We start from the raw sequence: 14123 nt of genomic DNA on the forward strand, positions 1-14123 counted from the left end.
TGATGAACACTCTGGAGCTCAATGTCGGAGAGCATTACCAATATTGCGGTTCCGATTACCAGGTGGTCGCGGCCCAAGGCAATCGCTATCAGCTGCGCTCGCTGAAATTCAGCAAGCAAATCGTGATTCAGTCGTATGAGCGCCTGGTGCGCGCCTGGCGGAATGGCACCTTGGTCAAAACCCAGGAGGCACCGTTTGCTCCGCGGGTGGACCTGATCGTCGACGCATTGAATGCACGCCAGCAGAACATCATGGCTCAACGGCTGGCTTATGTACTACCCGTGTTGGAGCGCTGGGGCGGCCGTCTGCCTCGCCAGCCGGTGCTGACTTTGCTCTCCGAAATTGCCGCGCTGAGGGGCGAAGCGAGGCCGAGCTACGGTGCCCTTTACCTATGGATAAGAGCCTACCTGAGCATGGGCGAAAATAAGCTCGCTCTCGTCCCGCGAACCCGGAATTCGCTAACCCGGCGTGTTTTCAGGCAGCCAGAGGTTGTGCAAGAACTCATCCAACTCAATTTGGCTCAATTGTTCTTTAAGCCTACACCGTGCAAGAAGACCGACCTTATTAGTGCCATCCAATGCTCAATTAACGCCTGCAACGAAAAACGGCCTCCACACGATCAGCTTGCCTGTCCGTCGACCAGTACGCTGTACCGAATCATTACAGAATTGGACCGGTACGAGACCGACCGCCATCAGCTCGGTTACCGTCGAGCCATCAAAAGGCAAAAATGGAGTAAAAAATGTAGGCGGCCATTGGAGCTCTTCAACCTCGTCGAAGGCGATACGCATGAACTCGATGTGGAAACCGTCGATGAGAACGGCCACTTGACCGGACGCCTTTACTTGACTGCGCTGATTGAAGTGAGAAACAGGGTAATCACAGGATGGGACATCTCCTACAACCCGCCCAGCACCGAAAAGACGATGCGCGCGCTGAAACATTCACTGTTGAGTAGTAATCCCTATGGAGGACTGGCTCGCCGCTATCGTCTGGACAATGGAAGCGAATTCGCCAATGCCCGTTTGAAAAGCGTCCTTCAGGACCTTGGCAGTGACGTGACCTACTGTGAACCGGGTAATCCAGATCAAAAACCGCACATCGAAAGTTTCTTCAAGACCTGGACCACATCCATCGCCCATTGCATGCCCGGTACGACATTCTCGGGGCCAAATCCTTATGACTCCGAAGCCAATGCCACCCTCACCTTGGAGGACGTCATGAAAAATTTCGAAGATTGGCTCGCTACTGCATACCATCCAGGATTCCAAGATGGCTTGGGCAAATCACCCCAGGAAGCCTGGGACGAGGACCAGGCCAATACTCTCGCGTTCGAACGGAAAAGGTACAGCGAGGAAGACCTTAATCGCCATCTGCTGTGTGTCGCTTACGTCAAACCCAACAATGGCCGGTTGCGCTTCCAAGGACTCGCCTGGACGGGCCCAGCAGTGAGTTATCTGGCCACCCAGTATTCCGGCAAACCTAGGTCGCTGCGGCTGCTCTATGACATTTCCGAACTGGGCAAGGCCTGGGTCTGCGACCCTAATTCGCCAAGCGAACTCTTCGAAGTCATGGCGGTTGATCCCGATTATCAAAAGGGTTTGACCATGCACCTTCACGAAATGATCAAGGCCCGGCTCAGAGCCAGAAAGCAATCACCAAACTACAGTGCCGCACGCGAGGCGCGGGTTCAGATATTACGAGAACTGGCCAACGCGAAAACCAAAACTGAATGGAAAACACGGAAACGCGCGGAGGAGCGTGGCGACTTCAACGCTTGGCCGAGCTTGCCCGCCCCTTCAGTGGCTCGGGAGGATGACAGCAACAGACGTTATCAATTCCATCCTGATACCCCACCGGATTATGCGAGCGTGGTGACCAAACATGCTCGATGAATCGAAAGCTCAAGCCATGGTCGAATTCAATAAACAGACCGTGTTCTTTCCCAGCTATCAGTTCGCCTACTCCCAGCTTTCCAAAGCCGTGGAAGCCACTGAAATACGTAAAACGGCAAGCTGCGCCTTCATCATCGGGCCGTCCGGCTCCGGAAAATCTCGTCTGTGCGAGCTGTTCACCGATACCTTTAATCCGCCGTATATAGAGTGCGATAAAGACGGCATATTCAAAATTATAACCGCGCTCTACTGCATCGTGCCCGCTCCGGTGACGATCAAGGGGATTTGCACCACGTTACTCAAAGCGCTGGGTGTTTACCCGCCGCACGGCGACGTGCATGCGCTTAACGAACTACTCCTAGATCGTCTAAAAAAATGCCGGGTCAGAGTCATAATCTTGGACGAAATCCAGCGCTTGTTGAAACCGGAAGCGGAGAAATCACGCGGCGTGACCTTGGATTGGCTGGTAACACTACTGAGCAAGAGTGAGATCCCCATCATGCTGGCAGGCACAGAAGAGTGCAAACTTCTGCTTAAGGAACAGAAAAAACAAAGTTTTTCACCGTTCATCAGAAGATATTGCTACGTCGCGTATCTGGAGCATTTCAAGTTCAGCGAGCTCGAAACCTCTGAGTACTACATGACGCTTAAGGTTCTTGATCAGCAGTTATTTAAGCTAATGAAGTTCGAAGGCGATGTTCATCTCCACGATCTGATGATCATGGCGCCGCTTTACGTTGCGAGCGTAGGAAGCCTGGAATACCTTCGACAAATCGTGCACGAAGCGGTTATCTGTGCCTTAACCCGTAACTCAACTACTCTCACCCGCCAGGACTTCTTCGAGGCCTGCCAATGCCTGAATCTCCCCAAACAGCTCAGTGAGACAACCAATCCATTCACTTTGACGCTGAGTGAGTGTCTAGCGTTGATAACGGCGTACACCAATGAACAAGCTAATCTTCGTACCAATTCCGCTCGCTGAAGAAAGCCCATACAGCTTGATCAGACGGGTGACACTGTTTCATGGATTTCACACGATTGGTCAATTCAGTAGCCACTGCGTGGGTGAATCAGCTGTACAACACATTGCAGTAACCCAGTCATCAGCGATCGCTCAATTTTTAGCAGAAGAGGCGGGGACCTATGCCCCCGCAGTACTCAGTGGATTTTACAAAACTGTAAACCGCGCCCAGACGATGAATTTGTTGGTCAGCGGAATTGAAATACCTAGCATTTATCTAAGGTTACGTTCTTTTGTGTACTGTGACGGCTGTTTAGAAGAGGGCTGGCAACGCCAAATTCAAGACATAAAACTTGCAGAATTTTGCCCATATCACCAGAAAAAATACTTGGCGCACTGCCCCGCATGCGGTGGAGATTTTAAGTGGTGGCATGCTCTACATGGCAAATGTCACTACTGTGGGGTTGTCCTTAAGTGTACTCCCTGCACTGCCCAGGACTGCAGGCATGAACAATATCTTGTACAGAGTTTGAAGACCCACGATCAAGCTTACCTTGACAAGGTTATGAGAATTGCTCGCAATTTGGGAAGTGTTATGCAAAAAAAACCTACCGCCCCCGAGGCCAGCCGCTGCCAGATTAATGAAGCAGCTATGCTCATTGCGAATAATGATGCGCACGGAATTCTGCAACACCTATCAGCGTTACATAGCATATATCCCGATATCGATAAGTCTTGGATAGCCGCCCGTTTCTCAGGTTTCAAGAGCCCTGAAGTGAATGAAGCTATAAATGCCTTCATGAAAAGGACATCGTTTTCTCAGGACAGCATCCAGAGCGATACACCTTTTCTATTAACGGCCGGACAAGCCAGACGAAAAATGCAGGCGGAGGGCTTACGCTTCGCCAGCATAAGCCGGATATGCCAAAGCGTTAACGCAACGAGAAAATTCTTTACCAATGATGACATTTTTGCATTATCTCTAGCGCTTGAAGAATATCACGCCAAGAGTGCTGGACGTTTACCCATCGCACAGTCAGAGATGTGGACTACCAAAGAGGTCGCAAGGCGGCTAAATGTAAAACCGAACGTCGTACAAACTTATTCCAGAGATGGTTTATTGCCATTCTATTGCGGCAAGAAGGGCAGGAAATTTTTTCTTCCAGCTGACGTGGATTGCCTACTCGATCGACTCCAACCTCCGCACTACATTGCAGCAACCTGTGGCGTTAAAGTCATAAAAATTCGCAAAGCCATTCTCGAATCGCAAGTTGAACCCAGCTACAATGCCGAACTCCACTGGTCATACTGGCTATTTACCTCAGAAGACATCCAGTCAATCAAGCTAACGTTGGCACACAAAAAATCACGAGCCACGGAAGCGTTTCCGCTAATTTTACCAAACCTCCCAGCTGATCCCGTTTTTTTCGCAAAATTCCTGAGCTATGCGCAGACCGCGAAATCACTTCGAATTGAAAAAGCAGCCGTTCATGAGCTCATAAAGTGGCATTACTTGAAACACTGTTACATATCCGTGAAAAAAATCTACATTCCTAAAACGGAAATACAAAAATTCAAACAAAAATACTTAAATAGCAAAACCACAAGCAAAATTCTGAAAATCTCTGTAAACCGCCTGGCCGATGTGCTGCAGTTTTTTGGCATCCAGCCACTAATCTTTCCCGCCACAACACAATCCCGAACCACTGCCATCTATAGAAAAAAAGAAATTTCAAAGTTTGCCATTCACCTAAGCACAGAAAAACCTACGGAAAATCAAAATTACCTGAGCATTACTATAGCCGCTAAACGTGCACAAGTTTCCGAACACACCCTTAGAGCCCTGGCCTATCGCAATGTACTCTCTCACGTAGCGGGTAAGTCATCGTTTTATTTTCGGCCCAGCGTTCTGGATCTGTTTCGGAAGAAATTTTCGATTATTGAAACAATGCTGGCCCCAATGGGCTTTCCGTTAAGACCAACCCCTAGACTTATCGAGAAGCTGTACAAATATGACACCAAAAAAATACCACCCAGGACCAATACGGCGGAATTCTATCGAAGCAGCGCCGACATACTCTCGTATCTAAATTCAGAGACACCAATTGATCCCCCTATTTTAACCAAAATAAAAAGAGCGGCACATTTTTTCCGCCCTAAGGTACCAACTCTCCCGCCCGATTGCATATTGCTCAGCGTTGCCCTTGAACAATTCCGAATCAGCTACAACGATTTTTATGACACGTTTTTAAAGAAAGGCTTTGTGTCACTAATCAGACATGAGAGGGAAAAATACCTAAACAGAAAAGATTTTGATAAGTGCCAACACATCCTCGCTTCGCACATCACCTGCGCAATGGCCGACAGATTGGTTTTCAACAACTCCGGAACTAGTCGATGCTTGATTAGAAGAAGCATTCTGATAGGAGAACACCTATCCAATTTTATCGCCAAACCATTAATACAGCGGGACATGATATCGCATTACCTTATCAACCACCCCGTAAGTTCTTATCTCAAACTCAAATAATCACAAGCGCATTTAATACTCAATCGAGCAGGGTGTCACTACCCTCTCCCAACATCACATCGATCTCCAACCACGACACTTCTTCAAGCCGTTCGCACCCGATCTCTGCTCGCCACGCCCCCTGCCACTTTTAAACTTTACCTACATAGGACTAACTCGGTCACTGGGCAGTATTAAGCCGTGAACCTCCTACGGCCACCCGACAGCACTTTCACTCGTATAAGTTTTCGCCTAACAATATTCATCAGTATTATTTTTCTTGAAAACATGCATTTCAAGGCTTCATGAATTTCGCACCAACCACGGTCAGCCATATCAACCTGAACAGAAATTGATCGGGAAGACCTCAGTGAACTGATGAGTGCGATCAAAGCAGTTTTATCTGGTTACAACTACTTCCCCAGTCAAGCGTTGAACCCTGTTCGTCGTGACGACGCGCGCTGGGCCGACCTGGAATTGTTCAAATCCGTCAATGATCGAGAACTGATGGTATTACAACTTTTCGCCCAGGGTCGTACAAACAAAGAAATTGCCAAGGGCATGTTTCTCAGCAACAAGACGGTCAGCACTTATAAAAAACGACTGATGCAGAAACTCAAGGCCAAATCCCTGGTTGAACTCATCGATATGGCAAAACGTAACGCGTTAGTGTGAGAAACAGGATGCCCAGCCGTTTCAAGGATTGTCTGATACTCATGGCCGCGGGTTTATGCCTGAGCACTTCAGTACTCGCGGCTCAGACAGCCAGCGAACACTACACCCTGCTCAGTCGTTCAACGGCCGGGCACATGGAAGTCCAACTGGATACCTCACAACGACAATGGGTCAAAGACAAACGTGAATTGATCCTGGGTACATCGGCCCCGGATTATCCTCCTTTCGACCTGACCCTCAGCGGCCACGACTATGAAGGTTTCACCGCCGATTACGCAGGCATCCTCGGCCAGGCCATAGGGTTGCCGGTCAAGGTTCAGCGCTTCGCCTCCCGAGGGGCCGCTATCGAGGCGCTGGAAAAAGGCCAGGTCGACATGCTTGGCACCGCCAATGGGTTCGAGGCCGACAATGCCGACATTGCCCTGTCCACGCCTTATGCGGTGGATCAACCGGTACTGGTGACACGAGAAGGAGAAACCAGATCGCTGACCGATGGACTTGCCGGCATGCGGCTCAGCATGGTGTATCACTATCTGCCTCTGGACGAAGTCAGGGCGCTGTATCCGAAGGCAATCATCACCTCTTACCCGTCCTACCAGAATGCAATCAATGCGGTTGCCTTCGACCAGGCCGACGTTTTTCTCGGCGACACCATTTCAACCCACTACATGATCAACAAGGGGTATTTGAACAACATACGCATGGCCAACTTCGGTAAACACGAAGCCCATGGTTTCAGCTTTGCCGTGCAGAAGGACAATCCGCATCTGCTCGCGATCATCAACGCAGTCCTCAAGGCCATCCCCACCAGCGAGCGAGAAAACATCGCCAAACGCTGGAGTGCCGGCAGCGACATTCTTCTCACCGATCACAAGCTGCAACTCAGCCACCGTGAAGAGCGCTGGCTGGCACAACATCCAGTCGTGCGCGTCGTGGTCAATGAAGCGTTTGCACCACTGACGTTTTTCGACAGCGACGGCAACTTTCGGGGCGTCACGGCTGATCTGCTCGAGCTGATCAGATTGCGCACCGGTTTGCGTTTCGACATCCAGCGTAGCCGAAGCGATGACGAGATGATCGAGCAGATCGCTAACCATCAGGCCGACCTGATCGCCGCCCTGCTCCCCAGCGTTCAACGTGAAACGACGTTGAGCTTCAGCCGTCCCTATCTGGAAAACTCCTTTGTGCTGCTGACGCGCAAAGCGGCCGACAGCCCGACAAACCTCACGCAATTGCAGGATAAACGCCTGGCCATCGCCCAAGGCAACCCACTGGTGGATTACCTGCGCAGCGAGTTTCCGCGGATCAACCTGGTTGAAACCCCGGACACGTTCAGTGCCGTTGAGTTGCTCGCCGAGGGCCAGGCAGAAGGTGCGGTGAACTCACTGGTGATCGCCAACTACTTCATTTCATCGCGGATCTTCGAACAGACACTTCAGATCAGCACCACCATCGGTACCCGACAGGCAGCGTTTTCCCTGGCGACCGGGCGCGACGCCAAGGAACTGAATGCCATCCTCGACAAGGCACTGCTGAGCATCGCCCCCGAAGAGCTGGGCATCATCAACAACCGCTGGCGCGGCTATTCAGCAGCCTCGCAAAGTACCTGGCGCAACTATCATCGCGTGTTCTATCAGATCGTTATAGGCGCCGGCGTGTTGCTGCTGATATCCGTTGCCTGGAACGCCTATATGAGGCGCCAGATCAAACAGCGGCAGGCGGCCGAGCGCGCATTGAACGATCAACTGGAATTCATGCGATCGCTGGTCAATGGCACGCCTCATCCCATTTACGTGCGTGATCGCCAAGGATTGCTGCAAAGCTGCAACGACAGTTACCTGAAAACCTTCTGCGCGAAACGCGAAGACATCATCGGTAAAGGCGTCATACAGGGCACCCTCGGCAACCTCTTCGAAGCACGGGAATATCAGGCGGACTACCAGCGCGTCATGGCCGAGGGAACGCCGCTGATTCTCGACCGTCCGTTGCACATCGAAGACCGCAAGCTGACGATCTATCACTGGATTCTTCCCTATCGCGACTCGAGCGGTGACGTGCAGGGCATCATTGGCGGCTGGATCGACATCAGCGAACGCCGGCAACTGTTCGATGAACTACGGGCCGCGAAGGAACAAGCCGATGCCGCCAACCGAGCTAAAAGCACCTTTCTGGCGACCATGAGCCATGAGATCCGCACGCCCATGAATGCAATCATCGGCATGCTCGAACTGACGCTCAAACGTATCGATCACAGTCATCCGGATCGCCCCGCCATTGACGTCGCGTACCACTCGGCGAAAGACCTGCTGGAACTGATCGGGGACATTCTTGATATTGCGCGCATCGAATCCGGGCGTCTGAACCTGAGCCCGGAGCGCGTCAATCTGGCCGAAACCGTAGCCTCGGTGGTGCGGATTTTCGATGGGCTGGCCCGGCAGAAAAATCTCGGACTGCAACTGGAGTTCAGCCCTGCCAAACCGACCACCGATGTCGTGTTGGACCCGATGCGCTTCAAGCAGGTGCTGTCCAATCTGATCAGCAATTCCATCAAGTTCACGCAACAGGGCCAGGTCAGGATCAGCGTCGAGTTGCAGTCGACCGACGAGCCCGACCGGGTCCAGTTGCAGTTACTGGTGGAAGACAGTGGCGCAGGAATCAGCGAGCAGGATCAACAGCGGTTGTTCGAGCCTTTCGTCCAGGCCGATAACTCCGGCCAGTTAGCCAGAGGCGGTGCGGGGCTGGGCCTGGTGATCAGTCGCAATCTGTGCGAAATGATGGGCGGCAGCCTGCAATTGAACAGTCAGTCGGGCGTCGGCACGCAGGTCCGCATTTCGCTGAACCTGGCCACCCTGCCGACGGAACGGATGCCGGAATCTGTCGAGCCGCAAATCCAGCCAAGCACTACCCCCTTGAACGTGCTGGTGGTCGATGATCATCCAGCCAATCGCTTGCTCATGTGTCAGCAACTGGAGTTTCTGGGGCATCGGTTCAACGTCGCAGCGGATGGCAAGGCGGGGTTCGAAGCCTGGAAGAGTCAGCCGTTCGACCTGGTGATTGCCGATTGCAACATGCCGATCATGAATGGATATGAGCTGGCCAGGGCCATTCGCCAACATGAACAGCACCTGCAACGCCCTCCCTGTACCGTTCTGGGTTTCACCGCGAACGCACAGCCGGAGGAAAGACAACGCTGCAAACTGGCCGGGATGGACGATTGCCTGTTCAAACCCCTCAGCCTGACGGCCTTGAGCCAGTGGGTCGAAGGCATCACGCCGACGGTCCGCGCGCCGGCCTTCAGCCTGGAGGGGCTGCACCTGTTGACCGGTGGCAACCCGACACTGAACCAGCGATTGTTGACCGAACTGCTGAACAGCACTCGCCTGGATCGCAAAGCGCTGCTGGCATTATCCGAGTCAAAGGACCGGCAATCACTCCTCGACATTGCCCACAAAATCAAGGGCGCGGCCCGAATCGTCCAGGCCTGCCGGCTGATCGACAGCTGCGAGGCGCTCGAACAGGCCTGCAATAACAGGTTCCACCACGATGAAGTGGCCGATTGCAGCAAGGCCATGGAGCGCGCCATGCTCGAACTGGAGCAATCATTGCAACAACAGATGGCACGCCATGACAAAAGCACAATGAAGGAGCATTAACTATGCTTGGGGGCTGAGCAGTGTGTTAATCATCATGGAGAAAGCTGCAATGCCCAGCCCACTGCGCCCGGATCAACGCCGGTTTCCTTTGCACATCCATATCAGCGTGATGTTCACCTTCCTGTTGTTACTGACCGGGGTGGTACTGGGTATTTTCAACTATCAGCAAACCACCCAGATCATCCTTTCCAGCAGCGAAAAACTCTTCAACCGCATTGAGCAGGATGTCCGTCTGGGCCTGCATCGCACCTATCAGCCGATTCGTCATCTGCTCAACCTGCTGGCGGACAACCCGGCGACCCAGGCGCCCGACCTTGAGCAACGCCTGGCGTTGCTCAAGCCCTTCAGCCAATCGCTCAAGGACAATCCCGATCTGGCCTCGCTGTACCTGGGCTACGCTAATGGCGACTTCTTCATGGTTCGCCCCCTGCGTACCGTCACCCTGAAAACACAGGTCAAGGCACCGACCACGGCGGCGTATCAGGTGTGGAGCATCGAGCACCCAGGCGGCGGCCGGATCCGCTCCCAATCATTGTTTTTCGATCAGAACCTGGCCCTTGTCAGCCGCCAGGACAACCCCGACGAGACCTACGATCCCCGTACCCGCGCCTGGTTCTCCAGCGCCCTCGGCAACCACGATCAGATCACCACCGAGCCCTACCTTTTTTTCTCCACCCACAACGTCGGCACCACACTGGCCCGGCGCAGTGGCGAGCATGCAGTGATGGGGGCCGATCTCACGCTGGCTGAACTGTCCGCGACCCTGGCCGAGCATGTGGTGACCCCCAGTACCGAAATTGTGCTGTTCGATGCCCAGGGCAATGCCATCGCTTACCCCGACAGCAGCAAACTGATCGTCGACGATCAGACCGCCCGGTTGATCAAAGCCGCCGATCTGAGCCCCACGCTCGCGGCTCTGCTCACCAGCCCCTCCGAGGTCAATCGCCTGAACACCGCGGGCCGTCAATGGATCGTGGCGCGCAGCAGCATCCAGGAGGGTGGCCCGCAGGGACTGCAACTGGCGCTACTGGTGCCGGAGGACGAATTGCTCGTCGATGCCTACCGCATACGCTGGCAAGGCGCGTTGATTACCCTGGCGACGCTGCTGTTGTGCCTGCCGATGGGTTGGCTGACCTCGAGAATCCTGGTCAAACCCTTGCGCGCCCTGGTGCAGGAAGCCGATGCGATTCGCAGTTTCGATTTCAACTTTCCGGCCTCCCGTCGCTCGCCGGTGCTTGAAGTCGACCAACTGAGCGTGTCGATGGCGCGCATGAAAGACACCCTGGCGAGTTTTTTCCAGATCACCGACAGCCTGAGCGCCGAGACCCGTTTTGCCCCGCTGCTGCAACGGGTGTTGTTTGAAACCGTGAAGATCGGCCAGGCCCAGGCCGGCCTGCTCTATCTGCGAGAAAGTGACGACGATCGCGTGGAGCCTCATGCGCTGGTCATCCATGGCAACTCACAAGCGTTGCCGTCATTCGCCATTCAAGGACACACGCCTCAGGATCCGCAGAGCCCTCAATGGATGCAGAAATTGTCGAACGCCGACAATGTCGTCACCAGCCTGGGGTTCGAAGAGGCGGGAGATTTGCAGAAGGTTTTGCTCGCACTGGAGTGCCCACGGGTTCATCTGATCGGCATCCGGCTGCACAATCGTCATAACGAAACCGTCGGCCTGCTGATCCTGCTGCTGACAGACAGCGGCACGCAGGAAGACCTGGAAAAACTTCGTCCGGACCGCATCGCGTTTCTCCAGGCAGTTTCCGGTGCAGCCGCCGTGAGTATCGAAAGTCAGCGCCTGCAAGCCAAACAGAAACAGCTGCTGGACTCTTTTATTCAACTGCTGGCTGGCGCGATCGATGCCAAGAGTCCCTATACCGGCGGTCATTGCCAACGGGTGCCGGCACTGACGCTGATGCTGGCGCAGGCGGCCGCAGCCAGTCAGGCCCCGGCCTTCAGCAGGTATCAGCCCACCGACAATGAGTGGGAAGCCTTGCACATCGCTGCCTGGCTACATGATTGCGGCAAGATCACCACACCTGAATACGTGGTCGACAAAGCCACGAAGCTTGAGACCCTGAACGACCGCATCCACGAAATCCGCACACGATTCGAAGTGCTCAAGCGTGATGCCTGGATCAACTATTGGCAGGCCGTCGCCCTAGGGGGTGACGAGCAGCCTCTGGCGCAATTACGCCATGCGAACCTGGCGGCGCTGGATGATGATTTCGCGTTCATTGCCCGCTGCAATCTTGGCAGCGAGGCCATGGCCGAGGCCGATCTGCAACGCCTGAACACCATCGCTCAACGCACCTGGACCCGAACCCTGGACGATCGACTAGGGGTTTCGTGGGAAGAGAACCGTCGTCAGGCACGGACCCCGCCGCCAACTCTGCCGGTCAGCGAGCCGCTGCTGGCGGATAAACCCGAACACCTGATCGAACGCGCCGACAGTGAACTGATTCCGGCCGACAATCCGTGGGGATTCAAGCTTGACGTGCCACGCTACAAGTACACCCGGGGCGAGCTCTACAACCTGAGCATCACCCGAGGCACCCTGACCCGCGAGGAGCGTTACATCATCAATCACCACATGGTGCAGACGATTCTGATGCTCAGTCACCTGCCCTTCCCCGGCCATCTCAATAACGTCGCGGAGATCGCCGGTGGCCACCACGAAAAAATGGACGGCACCGGTTATCCCAAACGCTTGAAACGCGAAGACATGAGCTTGCCGGCGCGGATGATGGCGATTGCCGATATCTTCGAAGCGCTGACCGCCGCCGACCGCCCCTACAAGAAAGCCAAGTCCTTGAGCGAAGCGCTGGGCATCATGGCCACCATGTGCCGTGACGCCCACATTGACGCTGAGTTGTTCGGGCTGTTCATCAACGACGAAGTCTACTTGCAGTACGCCAACCGTTTTCTCGACCCACGACAGATTGATGCGGTCGACCCGTCAAGCCTGTTGATCAAGGCCGGCTTGAAGGCCTGATCAGCAGTCAGTCAGACGCAGGAAAATCGCTGCCAGTTGCTCGATACCGGCCTGATCTTCAGCGGTAAATCGCGCGAGTTTAGGGCTGTCGAGGTCCAGCACACCGATCAGTCGACCGTCCTTGACCAGCGGCACCACCAGTTCACTATTCGAGGCACTGTCGCACGCGATGTGCCCGGGGAACGCATGTACATCTTCGACCCGTTGAGTCTGCAAGGTGGCTGCTGCCGCCCCGCACACACCACGACCGAATGGAATTCGTACACAGGCGATCTGCCCCTGAAACGGGCCAAGCACCAGTTCTTCGTTGCGATTAAGGTAGAAACCGGCCCAGTTCAGGTCATCGAGCTGGTTGAACAGAAACGCCGAAAATTGTGCGGCGTTGGCGATAAAATCACGCTCGTCTGCCAGCAGTGATTCCAGCTGCGCCCACAGCATGCCGTAGCCCTCCAGGCCCTGGCCGCTCTTTTGTAAATCGATCATGCCTTGTGCTCCAACAGCTTCAGCCCGACCCAATAGCGGGCAAATTGATACGCGCAACGTCCGTTGCGATTGCCCCGACCCGTGGCCCAGCGCACTGCGAGGATGTCCAGCTCTTCGTCACGCTGCCACTCAAGGCCGGCCTTGTCGGCCAATTGGCCGATCCAATGCTCGACGACGTTAAGGAAATGCTCCTGGGTAAACGGATAGAACGACAGCCACAGGCCAAAACGGTCCGACAGCGCGATCTTGTCTTCCACCGCCTCACTGGGATGGAGTTCGCCATCGACCCTTTTCCAGTTCTCGTTATCGCTTTCCTTTTCCGGCACCAGATGGCGACGGTTGGAGGTGGCGTACAGCAGAACGTTATCTGGCGCCTGTTCGAGCGAACCATCGAGCACGCTCTTGAGCACGCGGTAATCGCCCTCGCCCGACTCGAACGACAGGTCATCGCAAAACAGCACAAAACGTTGAGGCAACTTGGCGATCTGCTCGACCACGCGTGGCAAGTCCGCCAGGTGATCGCGTTCGATCTCGATCAGCCGCAGGCCACTTTTGGCGTGTTCCGACAGCAAGGCACGCACCAGCGACGATTTACCAGTGCCACGCGAGCCCCAGAGCAAAGCATGGTTGGCCGGCATGCCGTCGAGGAACTGTCGGGTGTTGCGGCCCAGTTGCTCCAGTTGCCGGTCAACGCCAATCAAGTCGGACAAACGCGTGTCCAGGCTGACTTGCAGCGGCAACAGAAAACCGCTGCGCCCCTCGCGCTGCCAGCGTGCGGCCAGGCAATGCGTCCAGTCGATGGTTTGCCGAGGCGCGGGAAGCAGCGGCTCGATACGGGCCAGAACGGCATCGGCGCGTTCAAGAAAAGCATTCAATCGGGAATCCACGTCTTCTCCTCGGGCACGTTCACGGTAATGATGGCGGTACAACGACGAAACACAGCGCCTACACC

At 54.5% G+C, this 14123-nt stretch carries 7 protein-coding genes and 1 pseudogene; 6 read left to right on the forward strand and 2 right to left on the reverse strand.

Annotated features, from left to right (window positions below; all coding sequences use genetic code 11):
* The first annotated feature begins 2 nt into the window (after positions 1-2).
* The 6 genes and pseudogenes from ACZ89R_RS09285 to ACZ89R_RS09310 all read left to right on the forward strand — a co-directional run bounded on the left by ACZ89R_RS09285 (position 3) and on the right by ACZ89R_RS09310 (position 12688).
* Positions 3-1895 (forward strand): transposase, encoded by a 1893-nt coding sequence (locus tag ACZ89R_RS09285; protein ID WP_429545959.1) that lies wholly within the window; start codon positions 3-5, stop codon positions 1893-1895.
* Complete coding sequence (locus tag ACZ89R_RS09290; RefSeq protein ID WP_046043414.1) at positions 1885-2877, forward strand: ATP-binding protein; 993 nt, start codon at positions 1885-1887, stop codon at positions 2875-2877. The genes ACZ89R_RS09285 and ACZ89R_RS09290 overlap by 11 nt, the downstream gene beginning before the upstream one ends.
* A complete protein-coding gene (locus ACZ89R_RS09295) occupies positions 2840-5386 on the forward strand; it encodes a helix-turn-helix domain-containing protein (protein WP_429545958.1) in 2547 nt (848 codons plus the stop codon). The genes ACZ89R_RS09290 and ACZ89R_RS09295 overlap by 38 nt, the downstream gene beginning before the upstream one ends.
* Positions 5387-5722: 336 nt before the next feature.
* Positions 5723-6040, forward strand: a pseudogene (locus ACZ89R_RS09300) (LuxR C-terminal-related transcriptional regulator); the annotation flags it as partial.
* A gap of 8 nt (positions 6041-6048) precedes the next feature.
* Entirely contained in the window at positions 6049-9693 is a 3645-nt protein-coding gene (locus ACZ89R_RS09305) for a transporter substrate-binding domain-containing protein (protein WP_429545957.1), read from the forward strand.
* A gap of 49 nt (positions 9694-9742) precedes the next feature.
* Positions 9743-12688: an HD domain-containing phosphohydrolase gene (locus ACZ89R_RS09310; protein ID WP_429545956.1), complete on the forward strand. Its 2946-nt coding sequence runs from the start codon at positions 9743-9745 to the stop codon at positions 12686-12688.
* Here the strand turns inward: ACZ89R_RS09310 and ACZ89R_RS09315 are convergent, their stop codons facing one another.
* Entirely contained in the window at positions 12689-13171 is a 483-nt protein-coding gene (locus ACZ89R_RS09315) for a GAF domain-containing protein (protein WP_008075659.1), read from the reverse strand.
* Positions 13168-14058: an ATP-binding protein gene (locus tag ACZ89R_RS09320; RefSeq protein ID WP_007895040.1), complete on the reverse strand. Its 891-nt coding sequence runs from the start codon at positions 14056-14058 to the stop codon at positions 13168-13170. The genes ACZ89R_RS09315 and ACZ89R_RS09320 overlap by 4 nt, the downstream gene beginning before the upstream one ends.
* Between the last annotated feature and the right edge of the window lie 65 nt (positions 14059-14123).

This window comes from Pseudomonas sp. TE3728 (assembly GCF_056279145.1).

What these genes read in the sequence shown, in the direction of transcription:
- ACZ89R_RS09285 (WP_429545959.1), top strand. Translation starts at nt 3, where the DNA reads ATGAACACTCTGGAGCTCAATGTCGGAGAGCATTACCAATATTGCGGT.
- ACZ89R_RS09305 (WP_429545957.1), top strand. Translation starts at nt 6,049, where the DNA reads ATGCCCAGCCGTTTCAAGGATTGTCTGATACTCATGGCCGCGGGTTTA.
- ACZ89R_RS09290 (WP_046043414.1), top strand. Translation starts at nt 1,885, where the DNA reads ATGCTCGATGAATCGAAAGCTCAAGCCATGGTCGAATTCAATAAACAG.
- ACZ89R_RS09295 (WP_429545958.1), top strand. Translation starts at nt 2,840, where the DNA reads ATGAACAAGCTAATCTTCGTACCAATTCCGCTCGCTGAAGAAAGCCCA.
- ACZ89R_RS09315 (WP_008075659.1), bottom strand. Translation starts at nt 13,171, where the DNA reads ATGATCGATTTACAAAAGAGCGGCCAGGGCCTGGAGGGCTACGGCATG.
- ACZ89R_RS09310 (WP_429545956.1), top strand. Translation starts at nt 9,743, where the DNA reads ATGCCCAGCCCACTGCGCCCGGATCAACGCCGGTTTCCTTTGCACATC.